Here is a 19,414-nt window from a genome sequence, read left to right as displayed (position 1 = left end):
CGGGCGCGGCGATGTCGCTATCTTCCTGCTCATCCGACTTCCTCCTCCCAGGCCCGGCGCTCGCACGGCGCCGACCCTGGTAGCCGCCATCCCTACTTGTAAACCGCCAGACCCCTACCCGCACGTCCTTCAGCGGTCTTGGGCAGTTTCAGCACATTGGCGAGAATCAAATCCCTGACCTCGAGCGCCGTCAAGTCGGGGGACCGGCAGCGATATAGCGCCGCCAGACCCGCGACGTAAGGGGCTGCCATGCTGGTTCCGCTCATTCGTTCATAGAACGCCTGGTTGTTACACCTTCGTTCTGTGCTCGAGTAGACATTCACCCCATAGCCCATCACGTCCGGAATGGAGCGCTGATTCACCACACCACTGGCGGAGAAACTGGCCACGCGGCGTGCGAAGTCCACTGCCCCCACGGCCAGGGCCTCTGGGAAGGCCGCTGGGTAGCCAGCCGTGCCGGCGCCACCATTGCCGGCGGCCACCACGGGCAGGACGTTGGAGTCCACCAGGCGGCGCACCAGGGTCTGCAGGGCGCGGATGTTCAAGCGGTACTCCATGTCGCTGACGCCCGGCGGCGGCTGCACCGGGAAGCCCAGGGACATGTTCACCACGGCGGGGCGCATGGCGTTCTCCGGACGGGAGAACTGGTGCAGCAGCCACTCCATGCCGGCGGCCACCCGCCCGAGGCTCGTGCGGATGGTTTCCGATTCGATGACCGAGGCGACGTAGAGGTCCACCTCCGGGGCGACGCCATGGAAGGAGCCCGCGGCGATGCCGGCCACGTGGGTGCCGTGGCCGTCCGGATCGAAGCCGCGCACGTCGCGCGCGGGGTTCTGCGGCGAGTTGGGAAAGAGCGAGACGTAGCGGAACTGGATGAGGCGGTCCTGGTGCTCGGGATGGTCCGCGTCCACGCCGGTGTCGAGGATGCCGAGCATCACGCCCGCGCCCTTGATGCCCTGGGCATGGGCGGCGGCGATGCCGCTCTCCTCGGGCCACTCGCGGTTGACGAGCGAGGACAGGCCCCGGTTGCGCGGACCAATCTGGCCCGCGGCCACCGGCCCCGGGAAGGTCAGGTGCACGGTGTCGGGGATGAACTCGAAGTCGCCCCCGAGTTCCTCGCGCGCGATGCGCTCGGCCTTCTCCGAGACGAAGTGGGCCATGGTGGCACCGATGAGCGGCATGTGGCGGTAGGTGCCCACCTCCGAGGCGGACGCCAGCTCCATCACCGGACCATCACTGGCCGCGACGCTCACCTCGTTGGACTTGCGGCCCCGCCTGCCCGCCGCCGTCTTCTTCTTCTTCGCGACAACGGGCACGCTCACCTGGGGCAGGCGTCCGGGCAGCGTGGCGGAGTGCAGGCCGAGGTCCCGCAGCATGTCCGGCGCCCGCCCGCTCATCATGAACTGAAGGGCGGTGGTGCGCTGCAACACGCGCTCTCCCTGCTCCGTGCCCCGCACGCCGGGCTTGGCGTGGGTTTCAATCGACTCCTTCGGCACCAGCAGATAGGACTTCATGGTGGGTCTGCTCCTTGACTGAATACCGACTGCACCGGCTGGGCACGCCAGACCACGGGTGGGCGCCAGCCGCGCCCGGTGGGAGCCAGAGTGGGACAACGTCGTCCCCACACCCGGACCCCATAGTGTGACTAGACCGCCTCCCCCTGACATCCCCCCTGCCGTCCATGCTCTGGACGCCGGGGGATACGCTCGTCGTTCCCCGGAATGACGCTCTCAACGTTCGAAACCGGAAAACATTCTCTTCCGCGAGTGTAATACGAACCCGGAGAGCACGGAAAACAACGGTCCGGCGGTAGCTCCCCCCCTCGCCAGGGCCCGAATCGGAAAACCCTCGGGAAAGCCCGGGGGGCCATCATTGTTCGCCACCTCGTGGCCAAGGCGGACTATGGCTGGCGTGCCATCCGCCCGCCGGAGAGATTCGTGATTCCCTACCTGTACGTTCCCCCCCTCAAGCTCGGTCCCCTCACCATCGAGCCCTTCGGCATCTTCGTGGCGATGGGCATCTTCCTCGCCGCCCGCTTGCTGGCCAGTCAGGCCGAGCGGGAAGGGCGCGACCCCACCCCGCTGCTCGACTACGCGCCCTGGGGGGTGGGGGTGGGCATCGTCACCGGCCACCTGCTCCACCTCTTCGCCTACCACCCCGAGGAGCTCTCCAAGAGCCCCTTTCAAATCTTCAAGGTGTGGGACGGCCTGTCCTCCTTCGGAGGGCTCATCGGCGGCATCCTCGCCGCCGTCGTCTTCTTCCGGGTGCGCAAGCTGCGCTTCCGCGACTACGCGGACGCCTTCGCCCTGGCCGTGGCGCCCGGCTGGGCCGTGGCTCGGCTCGGCTGCTTCGCCGTGCATGATCACCCCGGCGCGCGCACCGACTTCTTCCTCGCGGTGAACTTCCCCGAGCGCTTCTACGGCGGCCCCCGCCATGACCTCGGCCTCTACGACGCCGCCTACCTCTTCGCCCTCACCGCGCTCTTGTGGGCCCTGCGCAACACCCCCGCCATGAAGGGCAAGCTGCTGCCCCTGCTCTCCCTGCTCTACGCCTTCGGCCGCTTCTTCTTCGACAGCCTGCGCGCCACCGACCTGTCCTATGTGGACGCGCGCTACTTCGGCCTCACCCCGGCCCAGTACGGCTGCTTCGCGCTCGTCCTCTTCGGCCTGTGGGGCCTGGCCACGTGGAAGTCCTCCGCCCCCGGGCCCCGGGCCGCGTCCGGACCGCCCGGCAACGTCCAGCCCCAGACCCGCTAGGAGCAGGCCCGCCAGCAGCGGCGCCTGCTGCCGTGAGGGCCCCCTACCAGTTGCTCACCGAGCGCAGGTCGAACAGATCCGGGTAGCCCGCCGCGCGCAGGATCTCCACCGCGCGCGCGCTGCGGCCTCCCGCCTGGCAGTACACCACCACCCGCGTGCCCGGCGGCCCCACCTCGGCGAGGCGCTGCGGCAGCTCCTGCACCGGAATGTTGCGCGCGGGTTCCGGGTGCCCCTGGCGGTACTCCTCCGGCGTGCGCACGTCCAACAACACCCACCCCTGGCCCACCAGCTCCCGGGCCTTCTCGGACAGCTCTTTCGGCGTCATGGGCCCCGGACTGTAGCCGGAAACTGGAGCCCGCGCGGCGCGGCGCTACAGTCCTGTCACTCGCATGCCATTGCTGGACAAGAACGCCCTGCTCGCCCAACTCGTCGACCGGCTCCACCAGAGCGACCGGCTCGCCCACCGCGCAGAGGCCGACGCGCGCGAGGCCGCCCGCTCGCTCGCCACCGAGTCCGAGAAGAAGGAAGACGGCCGCGCCGCCATCGAATACGGCAGCCTCGCCACCGGCCAGGCCCAACGCGCCCGCCGCGTCCACGAGGAGCTCCAGGCGCTCGCCGATCTGCAGAAGACGGGACTGCCGCGCCAGCCGCCCAAGGGCCCCGTCGCCCTGGGCGCCATCGTCGACATGTCCACCGAGGACGAAGAGGGCTTCGCCGAGCGCACCTTCTTCCTGCTGCCCGTGGGCGCCGGCACCGAGCTGACGGGGCCCGATGGCGATGGCTTCCTCTCCGTCATCACCCCCTCCTCCCCCGTGGGCCGCGCCCTGCTGGGACGTCGGCCAGGAGACACCATCGAGGTCACCCTCGCCGGAGAGGTCCGTGAGTGGACGGTCCTCGAGATCGCCTGAACGCGCCCGCTTGCACCCACCCCTCGGCTGCTCCCACGCTGGGAGGAGGGCCGTCGCACGTGTCCAACGATGGACGGTCCTCCCCGGGGCGGTGGATTTGATCGCGGCAAGCTGATTTGGAAGGGTCATCATGAGCTCGTCCACCGAGCCGGGCCTGGCGACCGAGCCCGCGCGCACGCCCTCCCTGCCCATCACCTGGCCCGCCGCCCTCTTCGGGCTCATGTTCGGCGTGGCGATGACGTACGCGCCCTACGAGTTCCACGCGACCTCGTTCCGCCCGCTCTACCCCTACGTACGCCCCCTGGGCATGGCCTACCTCATCAGCAGCATCGTGCTGATGGCCACCATGCTCTACCCGCTCGCGCCGCGCTGGCTGGACGTGCTCGGGCGCGTGGGCTTCGGCGCCGTCACCACGCTCTACTGGTGGGTGCTCAACGTGCGCACCGGCGGGCTCACCGGCGCCGTGCTCTACCCGCTGCTGCTCACCGGCGTGGCCCTGGAGGCGAGCCCCCGCTGGCGCAAGCGCGAGGTGCTGCGCAGCATCGTCGCCCTCATCGCGCTCGCCTTCGGCCTCATCATGCTGGTGGCCCACCAGCGCTTCCCCTCCGTCTTCTACGCCGCGCTCGCGCCCCTGCTCGTGCCCATGGGGCTCGTCTTCCTGGCGTGTGGCGTGGGCCTGCTCGCGCCCCCCATCACCCGGCGCTACCCCCGCCTGCCCCGGCTGCTCTTCGCCCTGCTCGCGGTGGACTTCTGCCTGCTCGCCTGGGGCTTCGGCCGCATCGGCTCGGGGCCCGCCGCCAGCATCTACGTCATCCTCACCCTGGCCTGCATCGCCGCCTCCACCGGCTTCCGTCCCCGCGCGCCCCGCACCGTGGGCTTCAAGCTCCTGCGCGGCCTGGCCTTCGCCGGCCTCGTGCCCCTGCTCGCCCTGGGCGGCTTCGCGGCCTGGCTCGCCCAGAACGCCATCGAGCGCCAGGTGCGCGACGACACCCTGCGCGCCGCCGCGGGCGAGGCGGACTTCCTCGTGCGCTACCTCGACGACTCGCGCGAGTCGCTCCAGCTCATGCTCGAGGCGCCCGGCTTCCGCTCCGCCTTCGCCGCGCGCGACCGGCAGCTGCTCGAGCTGTACCTGCGCAACCTCCCCGCCCAGGCGCGCGCCTTCGACGCCGCCATCGCCGTGGACAAGGACGGCCTGGGCATGGCCGCCTCCTACCGCAAGGAGGACCTGGGCACCTTCGCCCACCGCGACTTCCACGCCGGGGTGCTCAGCACCAACGCCCCCTACGTGTCGCGCCCCTACATCAGCCAGCTCGGCCTGCCCCACGTCGCCGTGGCGCTGCCCTTCAAGCAGGACGGCAAGGTGGAGGGTCTGCTCGTGGGCCTGCTCTCCCTGGAGCGCCTGAGCGCCGCGGTCACCCCCGCCGCCCAGCGCTTCCGCGTGCAGGTGCTCGACCGCAGAGGCTTCCTGCTCCTGCGCGACACCCAGCCGGGGGCACCCCTGCTCAGCGTGGCGCAGCTGCCCGAGGCCCTGCGCCTGCACCTGTCCAACAGCGACGAGGGCGTGGTGGAGACGTTCGGCCAGGACAACCAGCGCATCCTCCTGGCCGCCGACGCCCCCGTGCCCGGCACCGAGTGGAGCGTCGTGGTGGCCCAGGACATGGGCGTCGCCTACCGCGCCATCACCCGCACGAGCGTGGCCTTCATCCTCATGCTCGCGCTCGGCGTGCTGCTCATGCTCGGCCTGTCCCAGTTCGTCGCGCGCGACATCATCCGCCGCCTGGACACCCTGCACGCGGCCACCGCCGCCATCGCCCGCGGCGAGCTCAGCCAGCGCGTGCCCATGGGCGAGGACGACGAGCTGGGCGAGCTGTGCCGGGGCTTCAACGAGATGGCGCTGCGCACCGAGCTCGCCCAGGGCGAGCTGCGCGAGGCGGTGCGTCTGCGCGAGGAGTTCCTCTCCGTGGCCAGCCACGAGCTGCGCACCCCGCTCACCCCCCTCAAGGGCTTCGCCGCCCTCACGCTCAACCGCGTGGAGAAGGGCGGCGACTTCCCCGAGCGCGAGCGCACCCTCAAGGCCCTGCGCTCCATGGCCCGGCAGACCGACCGGCTCACCCGCCTGGTGGATGATCTGCTCGACACCTCGCGCATCCAGGCGGGCCGCTTCGAGCTGGAGTGCGCCCCGGTGGACCTGGTGCCGCTGGTGCGCGAGGTCATCGAGCGCTTCGAGCTGCGCGGCACCGAGGGCCTGCGCTTCTTCTTCGACTCACCCGAAGAGCCCGTGGAAGGCGTATGGGATGGCCCACGCCTGGAGCAGGTGGTGACCAACCTGCTGTCCAACGCCGTGCGCTACTCCCCCCACGGCGGCACCGTGCGCGCCAGCTTCCACTTCACCCCCGAGTGGGTGGAGCTGCGCGTGCGCGACGAGGGCATCGGCATCCCCCCCGAGAGCCTCGCCCAACTCTTCCAGCCCTTCGCCCGCGCCTCCAACGCCACCGCGCGCCACTACGGCGGCCTCGGACTCGGCCTCTTCATCTGCCGTGAAATCGTCCAACGTCACGGTGGCACCATCTGGGCCGAGAGCCCCGGCGCCCAGCAGGGAAGCTGCTTCCACGTGCGCCTCCCCCGCCAGGTTCCCGCCGCCGCCCCCATTCCCTCCGCCGCCGCCAGCTAGGAAGTGGCACACGGGAAAAACCCGTTTAGTGTGAGTGGGATGTACAAGTCTGGTGGGCAGGCTATCGTAATTCTTTAGCGAAGCGGTTCACGGCTGATCCTGTCCGTGGATACGGCGCCTCTTTCCCATGTCCTTGAAGCCCCAGCCGACCCTTTCCCTCTCCGCGCCCCTCGCGGCGCGCCCCCGGCTGACGCTCGAACGGCCGGGAGAAGTGGTGTTCCAGCTCGACACCCAGGGGCGGCTCACGCACCTCACTCCGGTGTGGACCGAGCTCACGGGCTTCCCGCTGGAGGAGTGCCTCGGGCAGCCCAGCCGACAGTACGTGCACCCGGCCGATCGCTCGCTCTACGACGAGCAGGGCTGTCCGCGGTTGGGCGAGGTGCACGAGGTGCGCAAGCGCGAGCTGCGCTACCTCACCCGCGAGGGCGGCTTCCGCTGGGGCGAGGTGCTCGTACGGCCAGTGCTCGAAGACGGCAGCGTGGTGGGCCTGAGCGGCACGCTCCACGACATCACCGAGCGGCGCCGGGCCCAGGAGGCACTGACGCGGCGCGAGCGCTACCTCAGCGCGCTCGTGGAAATCCAACAGCGGCTGCTGGGCACGTCCGCCTCGGAAGATCTCTTCACCCGGCTGATGGCCCCCTTGGGCGAGGCCTCGGGCGCCAGCCGCGTCTACACCTTCGAGACGCACCGCAGCCCCGACGGTGAGCTGCTCATCAGCCAGCGCGCCGAGTGGTGTGAGCCCAGCGTGAAGAAGGAGATCGACAACCCGACCCTGCAGAACGTGCCCTTCGAGAAGGCCATCCCCCGCTGGTACGAGCTGATGTCTCGCGGCCAGGCCATCAGCGGACTGGTGAAGGACTTCCCCACCGAGGAGCAGGCGCTGCTCGATCCCCAGGGCATCCGCTCGCTCCTGGCGCTGCCCTTGTGGGTGCACGGCACGCTCGCGGGCTTCATCGGCTTCGACAACTGCGTGGAGGAGCGCGAGTGGGACCGGCTGGAAGTGGACCTGCTGATGGCGGCCACCGGTGCCATCTCGCTCGCCCTGGAGCACCGCCACGCCGAGCGCGCCCTGCGCGAGCGTGAGCAGCGCTTCCGCGCCATGGCGGAGAACTCCTCGGACGTGCTCTACCGCTACCAGCTCGCCGGCACGCGCAGCTTCGCCTTCGTGAGCGGCGTGGTGACGCGCAACCTGGGCTTCACCCCCGAGGAGCACTACCGCGACAGCCTGCTGTGGCACCGCCGCGCGCACCCCGACGACGTGGAGCTGCTCGAGCAACTGCTGTCCGAGCCCCGGCGCATGGCGGACGCCCCCGTGGTGGTGCGCTTCCTCAAGCCGGATGGCAGCACGGTGTGGCTGCAGCACGCGGTGACGCCCGTACTGGACGGCGCGGGCATGTGCGTGGCGGTGGAGGGCATCGCGCGCGACGTCACCCAGCACCGCCACTTCGAGGAGGCCCTCAAGCACTCCGAGGCGAGCTTCCGCATCCTCCTGGAGGGCGTGCCGGAGCCGGCCGCCATCCAGCGCGACGGGCACATCATCTTCGCCAACATGGCGCTCGTCACCTCGCTGGGCTTCGAGCGCCCCGAGGAGGTGCTCGGTCGATGTCTGCGCGAGTTCATCAAGGACGATCCCCCCTCGGCCCCGGACACGCTGGTCACCGGGGAGCGGCGGCTGCTGCGGCGTGACGGCCAGGTGCGCGTGGCGGAGTTCGCCTCGCTGCCGCTGCTCTTCGACGGCAAGCCAGCCGTGGTGTCCATCGCGAGGGACGTCACCGAGCAGCGCCAGTTGCAGTCGCGCCTCAACCTCGCCGACCGCATGGCCTCCATGGGCACGCTGGCCGCGGGAATCGCCCACGAAATCAACAACCCGCTCGCCTTCGTCATCTCCAACCTGGGCTTCCTGTCGGACGAGCTGCGCCGCATGCCCTCCTTCGTGCCCGGGGGCGTGGCGTCGCGCCCCGAGGTGAGCGAGTGGCGAGGCGTGCTGAGCGAGGCGCGCGAGGGCGCCGAGCGCGTGCGGCAGATCGTCCGCCAGCTCAAGTCCTTCTCCCGGCCGGACGAGGAGCGGGTGGAGGCGGTGGATCTGCACGCCGTGCTGGACTCGGCGGTGATGCTGGCGGCCAACGAAATCAAGCACCGCGCGCGGCTCCGGCGCGAGTACGGGACCATCCCCCGTGTCATGGGCAACGAGGGCCGCCTGTGCCAGGTGTTCCTCAACCTGGTGGTGAACGCGGCGCAGGCCATCGCCGAGGGCGCGGTGGACAAGAACGAGATCGTCCTGCACACGTGCCCGGACTCGGATGGCCGGGTGCTCGTCGAGGTGCGGGACACCGGCGGCGGCATCCCCCGCGAGGTGCTGGGGCGCATCTTCGATCCCTTCTTCACCACGAAGCCCGTGGGCGTGGGCACCGGGCTGGGGCTGTCCATCTGCCATGGCATCATCACGGGCCTGGGCGGCGACATCCTCGTGGAGAGCGAGCCCGGACGTGGCACCACCATGCGCGTGGTGTTGCCCGCGGCCGCGGAAGGCACGCCCCAGCAGACCCAGCCGACGGCGCCGCCCGTGGCCCCCGTGACCCAACGCGGCCGGGTGCTCATCGTGGACGACGAGCCCGCGGTGGGCCGCGCCCTCAAGCGCATCCTGCGCGATCATGACGTGGAGCTGGCCACCAGCGGACGCCAGGCGCTGGACCTGCTCCAGCGGGACTCGAGCTTCCACGTCATCCTGTGCGACGTGATGATGCCGGACCTCGGGGGCAAGGATCTCTACGAGGCCATGCAGCACGCGGGCGCGGGAGTCGAGCAACGGTTCGTCTTCGTCTCCGGCGGCGCCTTCACCCCCGGGGCGCGCGACTTCCTGTCGCGGGTGTCCAACCCCACCCTGGAAAAGCCCTTCGACGAATCCGCCGTCAAGCGCGTGGTGCGCGAGCTGGTGCTCAAGGCCATGCCCTCGAGCCGCTGACGGCATCCGCCGTTTGACGGACCTCCTCCGGGTGACCGATGCGGCGCCCGGGACACCTCGGTCAGGCTGTGCGCACCCGTTGCCCACCGCCACGAGGTCTCCCCGCATGAACCGCACCCACCTGCTGCTGGCCCTCACCACGCTGCTCGCCCTCGGCGCCCTCGTCATCGGGCTGCCGTCTCTCCAGCCCCCCGCGGCGAAGACACCTTCCGGCACGGTGCGCCCGCCCGTCACGGCCCACGAGGGCGTACTCACCCTGGAGGGCAAGCTGTCCGGCGCCTACGTGCGCACCGGACCGAGCGAGGCCCATGCCCTGTTCACGGTGCGCGCCAACTCGCTCCCCACACAGCGGCGCATGCCCGTGAACCTGGCGCTCGTCATCGATCGCTCGGGCTCCATGCGGGGCCAGAAGCTCGCGGACGCGCGGCGCGCGGCGCGCATGCTCGTGGGGCGGCTGGAGACCGGAGACCGGCTGGCGCTCGTGCACTACGGCTCGGACGTGCACGTGCAGCCCAGCGAGGAGATAACGCCCGCGTCTCGCGACCGGATGATCTCCTTCGTGAATTCCATCGACGACGAGGGCGGCACCAACCTCAGCGGCGGCCTGGAGGCGGGCGCCGAGGCGCTGCGGCCCCACGTGAAGGACTACCGCGTGAGCCGCATCATCCTGCTGAGCGATGGCGAGCCCACCGAGGGCATCGTGGACGAGGCCCGCCTCGGACGCCTGGCGGCCGACTACCAACACGAGGGCATCGCGGTGAGCGGGCTGGGCGTCGGCGAGCAGTTCAACGAGCGGCTGATGCGCGGCCTGGCCGAGCAGGGTGGCGGCTTCTACGGCTACCTCCAGGACTCGGAGCGTCTGGCGGAGATCCTCGGGCGCGAGCTGAAGCAGGCCACGGGGACGCTCGCGCGCGGGGTGCGGCTGCGGCTGGAGCTGCCCCAGGGCGTGACGTCCGCGGAGGCCCTGGGCGTGGCGGCGGTGCAAGAGGACAGCGCGCTGCTCATCCCCCTGTACGACCTGTCCGGAGGCCAGGAGGTGCGCGTGGTGGTGAAGCTGAACCTGGCCATGGAGGTCCCCTCCCCCGCGCGAACCCTGGTGAGTGCGCGGTTGGACTACAATGATCTGGTGGCGGACAAGCCGGTGCGGATGGAACTCGAGCTGGGGGCGGCAGTGACCGAGGACGAGGAACTCGTGCGCGCACGAATGGACCCGGACGTCGGGGTGGCCGTGACGCGGGCGCTCGGGGCGAGCCAGATGCAGGCGGCCGCCGAGGCGATGAAGCAGGGCGACCGCACGCGCGCGCTGGACATGCTCGGCAACGTGCGCAGGCTCTTCGGCGCCTCGTCCTCGGCGCTCTCCGGGGAGATGCACGAGGTGGAGCAGACCGAGGCCGCCTACCGCGACGCCCAGGATGAAACTTCCGTGCGGCGTGAGGCGTTGAAGCTCCATCGCAAGTCGCTCCAGTCCTTCGGACAGAACAACTCCTACTAGGAAAGACGGCCCATGCCTCTGTTGGTACAACTCCAGGAGCGCGAGGACTTCGAGAAGCGCACGCTGCTCGCCCTGGCGGGGGCGGCCGCCCTCTCCCCGGTGTTGGCGTTGACCACCCACCTGTACCTGCCCGTGAACACGGCCTGGCTGGCGCTGCTGGGCGCGGGAATCGCCAGCACCCGGGGAGGCTGGAAGACCCGGCTGGCCATGGGGGTGGGACTGATGGTGGGGCTGACCGTCATCTGGCAGGTCCGCGCTCCAGCGGCCCTGACGCAGTTCTGCATGGGCCTGCTCGCGGCCGGCGCGGTGGACCTCTGGCGGGTGGCGCGGCGCCCCTACGGGGTGCTCGCGGGGATGGTGGGCGCCGGGGCGCTCGTGCCCCTGGGGATGTACGTGAAGGCGGTACTGGACGCGCGACTGTTCTCCCCGCGCCCGGGGATGGTGAGCGCACTCGTGGGCCTGACGGTGGTGGCGCTCTTCTGGGGCGTGGGCCGGCTGGCGTCCTATGTGCGGGTGCACGGCAACAAGATCGAGGCCCGGGGCGCCGCCCTGGAGGGCCAGTTGACGGGCGAGGCGCAGGGCCTGGTCATGCGCACGGTGAAGCTCCACAAGGAGTGCCGGCGGGAGGTGGGACGGATGGAGGCGGGGCCCGGCAGGAAGGAGCTCACGGGGGTGCTGGACAAGCTGGCCACCGGGGTCTTCACCCTCGCCGAGGAGTACGCGGAGCTGCTGGCGCGGCTGCAGGGGGCGCGGGCGGCGGACGTGAGCACCCAGGTCCAGGAGCTGCGGGCCAAGGCGGCCGCGGCGACGGACGCGGTGGCGCGCCGGCAGTTGGAGCTCGCCGCCTCGTCACTCGGCGAGGAGTTGAACCACCTGGATGTGTTGGATCGCAAGCGCGAGCGGCTGCTCGCGCAGTTGCACGCGCAGGTCGCGCTGGTGGAGCGGGCGCGGGTGTCGCTCGTCGGAGCGCGGGGAGGCGACGCGGCCGCGAAGGGCGCTCAGGCGGCGCATCTCGCGCAGCGGCTGGCCGAGCTGGGCCAGGAAGACGCGGGCACGCCGAGGCCTCAACCAGACTCCAGCCGCGTGGTGAGCTGAATAAAGTCTGCTCACGCAACCTGCCGACGCGATGAGTCAGCGGCTCATGGCTGGGGCGCGGCGGGCGTCTGCTCGGAGGTGGGATTGGCAATGAGGGCGCCGTTCGCCGAGCCCCGGGCGACACACCGGTAGGTCAGCCGCTCCTCGATGCATTCCTGGAAGGGATCGCACTCTCCGCGACAGGGGAGCTGTTCGCACAGGCCAGTTTCAGGACGGAAGAAACATGCAGGAAGTCTCGAGCAACACCATGACGGAGCATCCCCTGAACAACCCGTCCGCGGGTCCGTATGGCATCGTGGGCGGCCCGGACGGAGCGCTCTGGTTCACGGAGATCCACTCGGGCCGGATTGGCCGCCTCCGCGTCGACGGCGAGCTGGCCTCCTTCCCGCTCCCGACGCCCGACGCGGGGCCGTCCCTCATCGTGGCCGGGCCCGACGGTGCGCTCTGGTTCACCGAGTACAAGGCCAACCGCATCGGGCGGATCACGACGGAAGGCGCGGTGACCGAGTACGTGCTGCCCGCCGCGAACGCGGGACCCTTCGGCCTCACGGTGGGACCCGATGGCGCGCTCTGGTTCACCGAGTCGACGGCGAATCAGCTCGGCCGCATCACCCCGGACGGGACAATCACCGAGTTCCCGCTCCCCTCCCCTGACGTGTTCCCGTCCACCCTCACCACGGGACCGGATGGCGCGCTCTGGTTCACCGAGAACAAGGCCAACCGCATCGGCCGGATGACCACGCAGGGACATGTCACCGAGTACGCACTGCCCACCCCCAACGCCGGACCCGTGGGCATCACGGTGGGGCCGGATGGCGCGCTCTGGTTCGTGGAGATCCTCGTGGACCGCATCGGCCGGATGACCACGCAGGGACACGTCACCGAGTACCCGCTCCCCAGAGCCGGCGCACGGCCGCACGCCATCGTCACCGGGGCCGACAGCGCCCTGTGGTTCACGCAGTGGGGGAGCAACCACATCGGCCGGATGACCACGGAGGGACACGTCACCGAGTACGCCATCCCCACTCCACAGGCGGAACCCCACGGCATCACCTCGGGTCCGGACGGCGCGCTGTGGTTCGCGGAGGAAGCGGGAAGAATCGGCCGTCTCGCTCCGCGGTGAGTCGTTCACGCTTCAGAGGGGTTGGGCGATGACGTCCATCACCTTCTTCACGAGCCCGGACCGGTCGGCTCGGGACGCGCCCTGCATCTCCCAGTCGCCAATCTGGATCGCACTCTCCACGATGAACTTGCAGCGCTCGTAGCGCCGCTGCATGAAGCGCGACAGGAGCGCCTCCACGGATGCATCCTCCGCGAGCAATTCCGAGAGCACCACCGCGTCCTCCACGGCCATGCCCGCCCCTTGCGAGACGTGTGGCGTCATCGCATGGGCCGCATCGCCCATCAGCACCACCCTCCCCCGGTACCACGAATCGGGGACGAAGATGACCTCCATGGGCTTGTAGACCACCTGCTTCGGGTCGGTGATCTGCTCGCGCAACCGGCCGAGGATGCCGCCAAACTCCGCCAGGCGATCCCTCATGAGCTCGGCGAGCTGGTCCTCCGGCATTCTCGGGTTACCGGGCTCCTCGGACGTCACGAACATGTACATCAGGTCCTTGGAGAGCGGGCAGAGCCCGGCGTTGTGATTCTTCCCGTAGAAGACCACCAGGTGATCGATCTCGGGTGGGCGCGGGAAGTTGTGACGGAACACCGACTGTCCCGTGAAGCGCGGCTTCAGCTCCTTGCCGAAGATCATGCTCCGGACCCTGGAGTAGAGCCCGTCGGCGCCCACGACCAGGTCGTAGCGGCCCCGCGAGCCGTCGGTGAACACGACGTCCACGCCGTTGGCGTCCTGCGCGAGGTGCTCGATGGTGAGACCCAGGCGGATGCGCGTCCCCTTCTCCTCCGCCGTGGAGCTGAGCACTTTGTGGAGCGCCAGCCGGGAGATGCCCAGGTTGGCCGGGTACTCCGGCCCCGCCGAGCGTGCCCCGGGCAGCATCTGCACGAGCTCGCCCGCCGCCGTGTAGATGCCCATGTTCTCGTAGGCGAATCCCGCATCGAGGACACGGTCCATCAGCCCCAGCCGGGCCATGGCCCGGATGACGTTGCATTGCTGGATGATGCCCACGCCGTAGACGGTCCACTCGTCCTTGACCTCCACGAGATCGACCTCGATGCCACGGTTGCGCAGGCCCGAGGCCAACGACAAACCACCAATCCCACCACCGACAATCAACACCTTGTTCACACGAGCCATCTTGGCTGTCTCCTGGATATCAGGGCGTGCGCCCCCCCATGGGTGCTGAAACACGAAGCGTCTGGACGACGAGCGCTACGGTACCACCTGGACGTCGACCTGCCGATGATGCCGGAAGGTGCTGACCACGGCCGACACGGCCGCGACACACGCACCGAGCCCCAAGGCCATGGTGGGCCCACGGCTCTCGAACGCCCTGAAGCACACGGCGACCAGGGTGGCTCCGCACGTCTGCCCCAGGAGACGGGCCGTCGCCTGCATGCCGCCCGCGCCGCCACTGCGCGCCTTCGGAGCCGAGGAGAGCATCGCGCGGTTGTTCGGCGACTGGAAGAACCCGAAGCCCACGCCACAGAGGACCATGCCGCAGACGATGGCCCCGCTCGCCACATGCGCGGGCAGGAGCGCGAGCAGCGTCAATCCCGCCGCCATCACGACCGACCCCACGCCGCACAGCAGGGCCGCCGAGAAGCGATCCGCCAACCGCCCCGCGATGGGCGCCATGATGGCCACCGCGACCGGCCAGGGCGTCATCAACAGCCCGGTCTCCACCTGACCGCGTCCCAGGACGTTCTGGAAGTAGAAGGGCAGGGAGACGAAGGCGAGCATCTGCGCCGAGAAGGAGCAGAGGGAAGCCACCACCGAGAAGGCGAAGACGGGGATGCGCAACAGGTCCACCGGCACGAGTGGCGCGGTCCGAGAGAGCTGCCGCCGCACCATCACGCTCCCCGCGGCGAGGCCTCCGGCGAGCAGGAGGGCGGCGGGTAGCGCACCGGTCGTCAGGGTCTCGAAGCCAATGAGCAGCAGCCCGAACGTCAGGGCATTGAGCAGCGCGCTCGTCAGATCGAAGGGGAGACCCGAACGACGGGTGTGCGGCAGGCTCCGGTACGCGATGAGCAGCGCGACGATACCCGTCGGCAGGTTGATGGCGAAGAGCCAGGGCCACCCCGAGACCGACAGGATGACCGAGGCGAGCGTCGGTCCCATCGCGGAGGAGACCGCGACCACCAGGGCGTTGATGCCAATGGCCCGGCCCAGCAGCCGATTCGGGTAGGTGAAGCGGATGAGGGCGGCATTGACACTCATGAGCGCGGCCGCGCCGAAGCCCTGGAGGACTCGTGCGAGCGTCAAGCCCACGAGGGAGCCCGACAGCGCACAGGCCAGCGAGGCCAACGTGAATACCAGGAGGCCGGCCTGGAAGACCCGGCGGTAGCCCACGATGTCTCCCAGCGAGGAGAACGGGAGCAGCGAGACGACGATGGCGAGCTGGTACGCGTTGACGATCCAGATCGACGCGGCGGGCGAGGCGTTCAGGTCCCGCGCGATGGCGGGCAGCGCCACGTTGGCGATCGCCCCATCCAGAACGGCCATCGTGATCGCGAGAAGGATGGCGGCGATCGCCCAATACCGGCGCGGTGTGGGAAGACCGTCGGAGGCCTCCAATTCAGTCTTCTCGCTGCCACCCATACAGGACTCCGTTCAGAGGGGCTGGGCCGATCCCGGTCCGGTCGGCGCGGGACGCGCCCTCCACCTCCCCGTCACAGATACATCGGCGGTGGCGACAAGCGCCAGTACGCTCAGGGAAGCGGCTCCGTTCAGAGGGGCTGGGCCGTGACCTCCATCATCTTCTTCACCACCCCGGTCCGGTCGGCGTGGGACGCGCCCTGCATCTCCCAGTCGCCAATCTGGATTGAATTCTCCACGATGAACTTGCAGCGCTCGTAGCGCCGCTGCATGAAGCGCGACAGGAGCGCCTCCACGGATGCATCCTCCGCGAGCAGTTCCGAGAGCACCACCGCGTCCTCCACGGCCATGCCCGCCCCCTGCCCGAGGTGTGGCGTCGTCGCATGGGCCGCATCGCCCATCAGCACCACCCTCCCCCGGAACCAGGGCTCGGGGACGAAGATGACCTCCATGGGCTTGTAGACCACCTGCTTCGGGTCGGTGATCTGCTCTCGCAGCCGGCCGATGATGCCTCCGAACTCCTTCAGACGATCCCTCATGAGCTCCGCGAGCCGGTCCTCCGGCATCCACGGGTTGCCAGGCTCCGCGGACGTCACGAACAGGTACATCAGGTCCCTGGAGAGCGGGCAGAGCCCGGCGTTGTGATTTCTCCCATAGAAGGTCGCCAGATGGTCGATCTCGGGCGCGCGCGGGAAGTTGTGACGGAAGACCGCCTGCCCCGTGAAGCGTGGCTTCAACTCCTTTCCAAGGATCATGGTCCGCACCTTGGAGAAGAGCCCATCGGCGCCCACGACGAGGTCGTACCGGCCCCGCGAGCCGTCGGTGAACAGGACGTCCACGCCATCGGGATCCTGCTGGAGATGCTCGACCGTGAGGCCCAGGCGGATCATGGTGCCCCGCTCCGCGGCCGTGGAGCTGAGCACCTTGTGCAGGGCCAGCCGGGAGATGCCCAGGTTGGCCGGGTACTCCGGCCCCGCCGCTCGCACCCCAGGCAGCATCCGCTGAAGCTCACCCGCCGCCGAGTAGAGCCCCACATTCTCGTAGGCGAACCCCGCGTCGAGGAAGCGGTCGACCAGCCCCAGCTGGGCCATGGCCCGGATGACATTGCATTGCTGGATGATGCCCACGCCGTAGACGGTCCACTCCTTCTTGACCTCCACGAGCTCGACCTCGATGCCACGGTTGCGCAGACCCGAGGCCAACGACAAACCGCCAACTCCACCACCGACAATCAATACCTTGTTCACTCGGGCCATCTTGGCTATCTCCTTGGCTCTTCAGGCTTGTTGCGTCTGGAGCACGACATGGACGTGGTCGTCGGAATCCAGCAGCACGGGCACGCGGGTCAGCGCCTGCCCCAGGCAGGGCCCCAGCGTGCAGACGCCGGTGGCGATGTCGAACCGCGCGCCGTGGGCGTGGCAGACGATGCGGCTGCCATCGCGGTTGAGGTAGGCGTCCTTGCGCCAGGCCATGGCCGTACCGGGCTGGTGCGGGCAGTCATCGCGCCAGGCGTACAGCTCGCGTCCCCGACGCACCACCAGCACGGAGTCCTGGCCGGACCGCAGCGGATCGAAGCCGCGCGACTGCCCATCGGGCAGCTCGTCGAGCCGGCACAGGAAGACCCCGCGTTCCATGGCCAGAGGTGTCAGTGTTTGCCGGGCGCGCCAGCCGGCGGCGGGCCGACGGGTGCCCACCTGGCCCGGTGCTGAAACAGGAACAATTGCGAGGCGTCCGCGCTCATCGGCACTTCACGCGCGGTCCAACGCTCGTCGTGCTGGTCCATGTCGGCGTCGTACTCCACATGGCAGCCGAGCGGGCTGTTGAAGTACCAGAACCAATTGGAGCCAAAGCGGTGCCTGCCCGGACCCCAGAACGACTGGTAGCCCTTCTCCACGAAGCGGGTGCCGGCCAGCATCACCTCGGTCGGGCCACCGAGGTGGAAGGTGAAGTGCTCGATGCCCTTCATCCGCGGCGGGGTCTGGATCATGAACAGCGTGTGGTGGTCGGCCGTGCCGGCCGGGCGCAGGAACGGGCCCACGCCGGTGAAGCGATCCGTGCAGATGAAGCCGAGGCGCTTGACGTAGAAGGCCTCGGCCTTGGCGGCGTCGGGCACGAAATACACCACGTGAGACAAGGTCCGCGGCCGCACCTCCCGGGCCGGATCCACTCCGAGCGCGTTCACCGGGCGCTGCGCGGCACTGCCCGGAGCATTGACGGTTTCGCCCACCAGCGTCAGCGGCCGCCGCACCGTCACCTGGAAGGCCAGCGCGAAGCCCAGGTCGTCCACCGTGTGCAGGCGGCCATGAGCATCGCGGCGCACCTCGCGGTCCCGCCCGAGCTCGGCGGCGATCGCGTCCAGGGTGGCGTTATCGGCCACGCCGTAGACGGTCTCGCGCAGCTGGCTGGCGGTGCCCAGCGAGGGCGGCAGGGTGGAGTCCGCGTGGTGCTTGATGACGATGTACGTGCCATCGAGCGCCTCGAAGCGACCGCCCTGCTCGTTCACGTCCACGCCGCGCAGGCCGTAGTCGAGCAGGTACTGGCTACAGGCGGCCACGTCATCCACGCCAAAGACCAGGGCATCGGGTCCGATGATGTTCATGAGGGAGTCCTTGCTGAGGAAACAGGTCAGGCCGTGCGACCGCCCAGGGTTTCAGCGACCCAGTCGGCGATGAAGGCGCCAGCATTCGCGCTGTTGTCGAAACTGCTGTGCTGCACACCGCCTTCCCGCGCGGTGAACACCTTGAGTTCACGCTTCGGGCTGTTGATGAGTTGTTCGTAGGTGCGCTCGGCCCACTTGAGAGGGATTTGCGAGTCCTTCTCGCCGTGAGTCACCAGGAAGGGCACCCGGATGCGCTCGAGCACGCCATCGAGGTGCACGTTCTCGGCGATGCGCATGAAGTCGTCCATGTCCTTCGCGCCCCAGACCCAGCGCACGTGTTCCCAGTAGTGAGGCACCGGGAAGCTGCCTTCCTTCTGCAGCCGCTTCTTCTGCACGTCGCGCCAGTCGTGGTTCGCGCCCCAGACCACGCCCATCGCGAACCGCGGCTCGAAGGCCACCGCCCGCGGGCAGTAGTAGCCACCGAGCGATACGCCCTCGAGACCGATGCGCCGCGCATCGATGTCTTCCCGGGTCTCCAACCAGTCGACCACCTTGCTGGCCCAGCGCTCGCTGTCGTACACCGCCTTCATGTCATGCAGGCGCAGCGCCTCGCCGGTGCCGGGCTGATCGATCACCAGCGACGCCACCCCCCGCTGCGCCAGCCAGCGCGGCAGGCCCACGAAGTATTTCATCTCCTTCGTGCTGTCCAAGCCGTTCACCTGCACCAGGATGGGCTGGCGGCCCCTCACGCCCTCGGCGCGGACATAGAGGCCCGCGATGTGCTTGCCTTCATATGGGATCTCCACCCGCTCGCAGTTGGCATGCGACAGCGCCGTGCCCTTCTCGAAGGTCTCGAGCACGCGGGCGTACAGCGGTGCGCGCTCGGGATTGCCATGACCCTGCATGCGCTCGGCGGTGAGGTAGTACACCGAGGCGCGCTGCAACTTGTCGCCCGCGGAGATCAACCGGCCGGCGCGCTCGTCGTCCTCCGCCAGCGCGCGCAGCTTGTCCCCCATCGCGACCCAGGTCCGCATGAAGGCACGCGTGCCGTCGGCATCCGGCTGCTCCGAAGCGGCGAGCAACGGCGCGCACATCTCCTCGATCTCCCCGATGCGCGCGCCCATCTCGATCGCGAGGTCGACCGACAGATTCCAGACATAGTTCTTGGGGAAGTATCGAAACATGGATCCTCGGCTCCGCGGCGATTCTG

At 69.5% G+C, this 19,414-nt stretch carries 15 protein-coding genes; 7 read left to right on the top strand and 8 right to left on the bottom strand.

What is annotated here, in order from left to right:
* Positions 1–92 precede the first annotated feature (92 nt).
* Positions 93–1,514 carry a S8 family peptidase gene (locus CYFUS_RS01520; protein ID WP_095983592.1) on the bottom strand — a complete coding sequence of 474 codons (1,422 nt, stop codon included), beginning with the start codon at positions 1,512–1,514 and terminating at the stop codon, positions 93–95.
* Between the two features lie 423 nt (positions 1,515–1,937).
* On the opposite strand from CYFUS_RS01520, the gene CYFUS_RS01515 reads away from it, so the two are divergent.
* A complete protein-coding gene (locus CYFUS_RS01515) occupies positions 1,938–2,756 on the top strand; it encodes a prolipoprotein diacylglyceryl transferase (protein ID WP_095991736.1) in 819 nt (272 codons plus the stop codon).
* A 43-nt stretch (positions 2,757–2,799) separates the two neighbouring features.
* On the opposite strand, the gene CYFUS_RS01510 is transcribed toward CYFUS_RS01515, so the two are convergent.
* Complete coding sequence (locus tag CYFUS_RS01510) at positions 2,800–3,081, bottom strand: rhodanese-like domain-containing protein (RefSeq protein ID WP_095983591.1); 282 nt, start codon at positions 3,079–3,081, stop codon at positions 2,800–2,802.
* 64 nt (positions 3,082–3,145) lie between these two features.
* On the opposite strand from CYFUS_RS01510, the gene CYFUS_RS01505 reads away from it, so the two are divergent.
* The 6 genes from CYFUS_RS01505 (at position 3,146) to CYFUS_RS01480 (ending at position 13,007) form a co-directional block, all read left to right on the top strand.
* Positions 3,146–3,664, top strand: coding sequence for a GreA/GreB family elongation factor (locus tag CYFUS_RS01505; protein ID WP_095983590.1), 519 nt, complete (start codon positions 3,146–3,148; stop codon positions 3,662–3,664).
* 130 nt (positions 3,665–3,794) lie between these two features.
* Positions 3,795–6,335, top strand: a complete 2,541-nt coding sequence (locus tag CYFUS_RS01500) for a sensor histidine kinase (RefSeq protein WP_095983589.1) — start codon at positions 3,795–3,797, stop codon at positions 6,333–6,335.
* A gap of 127 nt (positions 6,336–6,462) precedes the next feature.
* Positions 6,463–9,297 carry a PAS domain S-box protein gene (locus tag CYFUS_RS01495; RefSeq protein WP_095983588.1) on the top strand — a complete coding sequence of 945 codons (2,835 nt, stop codon included), beginning with the start codon at positions 6,463–6,465 and terminating at the stop codon, positions 9,295–9,297.
* Between the two features lie 106 nt (positions 9,298–9,403).
* The gene (locus CYFUS_RS01490) at positions 9,404–10,789 is read left to right on the top strand and encodes a vWA domain-containing protein (RefSeq protein WP_095983587.1); all 1,386 of its coding nucleotides are present in this window, start codon (positions 9,404–9,406) and stop codon (positions 10,787–10,789) included.
* A 12-nt stretch (positions 10,790–10,801) separates the two neighbouring features.
* On the top strand, positions 10,802–11,884 hold the full coding sequence (locus tag CYFUS_RS53740; protein ID WP_095983586.1) for a hypothetical protein: 1,083 nt from the start codon (positions 10,802–10,804) through the stop codon (positions 11,882–11,884).
* 223 nt (positions 11,885–12,107) lie between these two features.
* On the top strand, positions 12,108–13,007 hold the full coding sequence (locus CYFUS_RS01480) for a Virginiamycin B lyase (protein WP_095983585.1): 900 nt from the start codon (positions 12,108–12,110) through the stop codon (positions 13,005–13,007).
* A gap of 12 nt (positions 13,008–13,019) precedes the next feature.
* On the opposite strand, the gene CYFUS_RS01475 is transcribed toward CYFUS_RS01480, so the two are convergent.
* The 6 genes from CYFUS_RS01475 to CYFUS_RS01450 all read right to left on the bottom strand — a co-directional run bounded on the left by CYFUS_RS01475 (position 13,020) and on the right by CYFUS_RS01450 (position 19,388).
* Positions 13,020–14,144 (bottom strand): FAD-dependent oxidoreductase, encoded by a 1,125-nt coding sequence (locus CYFUS_RS01475; protein ID WP_095983584.1) that lies wholly within the window; start codon positions 14,142–14,144, stop codon positions 13,020–13,022.
* A 75-nt stretch (positions 14,145–14,219) separates the two neighbouring features.
* Positions 14,220–15,608: an MFS transporter gene (locus tag CYFUS_RS01470; protein ID WP_095983583.1), complete on the bottom strand. Its 1,389-nt coding sequence runs from the start codon at positions 15,606–15,608 to the stop codon at positions 14,220–14,222.
* A gap of 128 nt (positions 15,609–15,736) precedes the next feature.
* Positions 15,737–16,861: an FAD-dependent oxidoreductase gene (locus CYFUS_RS01465; RefSeq protein WP_095983582.1), complete on the bottom strand. Its 1,125-nt coding sequence runs from the start codon at positions 16,859–16,861 to the stop codon at positions 15,737–15,739.
* Between the two features lie 21 nt (positions 16,862–16,882).
* Complete coding sequence (locus CYFUS_RS01460; protein WP_232537297.1) at positions 16,883–17,239, bottom strand: Rieske (2Fe-2S) protein; 357 nt, start codon at positions 17,237–17,239, stop codon at positions 16,883–16,885.
* A gap of 11 nt (positions 17,240–17,250) precedes the next feature.
* A complete protein-coding gene (locus tag CYFUS_RS01455; RefSeq protein WP_095983580.1) occupies positions 17,251–18,204 on the bottom strand; it encodes a VOC family protein in 954 nt (317 codons plus the stop codon).
* A 26-nt stretch (positions 18,205–18,230) separates the two neighbouring features.
* Positions 18,231–19,388, bottom strand: coding sequence for an alpha/beta hydrolase family protein (locus tag CYFUS_RS01450; protein WP_095983579.1), 1,158 nt, complete (start codon positions 19,386–19,388; stop codon positions 18,231–18,233).
* Positions 19,389–19,414 lie beyond the last annotated feature (26 nt).

It is taken from the genome of Cystobacter fuscus, assembly GCF_002305875.1.
GTDB classification, from domain to species: Bacteria; Myxococcota; Myxococcia; order Myxococcales; family Myxococcaceae; genus Cystobacter; species Cystobacter fuscus_A.
Note: the sequence above shows the minus strand (reverse complement) of the source record. Positions and strands in the feature narration are given on the sequence as shown.

Coding starts and splice junctions, on each gene's coding strand:
- CYFUS_RS01490 (WP_095983587.1), top strand. CDS start 9,404: ATGAACCGCACCCACCTGCTGCTGGCCCTCACCACGCTGCTCGCCCTC.
- CYFUS_RS01500 (WP_095983589.1), top strand. CDS start 3,795: ATGAGCTCGTCCACCGAGCCGGGCCTGGCGACCGAGCCCGCGCGCACG.
- CYFUS_RS01455 (WP_095983580.1), bottom strand. CDS start 18,204: ATGAACATCATCGGACCCGATGCCCTGGTCTTTGGCGTGGATGACGTG.
- CYFUS_RS01505 (WP_095983590.1), top strand. CDS start 3,146: ATGCCATTGCTGGACAAGAACGCCCTGCTCGCCCAACTCGTCGACCGG.
- CYFUS_RS01495 (WP_095983588.1), top strand. CDS start 6,463: ATGTCCTTGAAGCCCCAGCCGACCCTTTCCCTCTCCGCGCCCCTCGCG.
- CYFUS_RS01480 (WP_095983585.1), top strand. CDS start 12,108: ATGCAGGAAGTCTCGAGCAACACCATGACGGAGCATCCCCTGAACAAC.
- CYFUS_RS01465 (WP_095983582.1), bottom strand. CDS start 16,861: ATGGCCCGAGTGAACAAGGTATTGATTGTCGGTGGTGGAGTTGGCGGT.
- CYFUS_RS01450 (WP_095983579.1), bottom strand. CDS start 19,388: ATGTTTCGATACTTCCCCAAGAACTATGTCTGGAATCTGTCGGTCGAC.
- CYFUS_RS01460 (WP_232537297.1), bottom strand. CDS start 17,239: ATGGAACGCGGGGTCTTCCTGTGCCGGCTCGACGAGCTGCCCGATGGG.
- CYFUS_RS01510 (WP_095983591.1), bottom strand. CDS start 3,081: ATGACGCCGAAAGAGCTGTCCGAGAAGGCCCGGGAGCTGGTGGGCCAG.
- CYFUS_RS01475 (WP_095983584.1), bottom strand. CDS start 14,144: ATGGCTCGTGTGAACAAGGTGTTGATTGTCGGTGGTGGGATTGGTGGT.
- CYFUS_RS01470 (WP_095983583.1), bottom strand. CDS start 15,608: ATGGGTGGCAGCGAGAAGACTGAATTGGAGGCCTCCGACGGTCTTCCC.
- CYFUS_RS01520 (WP_095983592.1), bottom strand. CDS start 1,514: ATGAAGTCCTATCTGCTGGTGCCGAAGGAGTCGATTGAAACCCACGCC.
- CYFUS_RS53740 (WP_095983586.1), top strand. CDS start 10,802: ATGCCTCTGTTGGTACAACTCCAGGAGCGCGAGGACTTCGAGAAGCGC.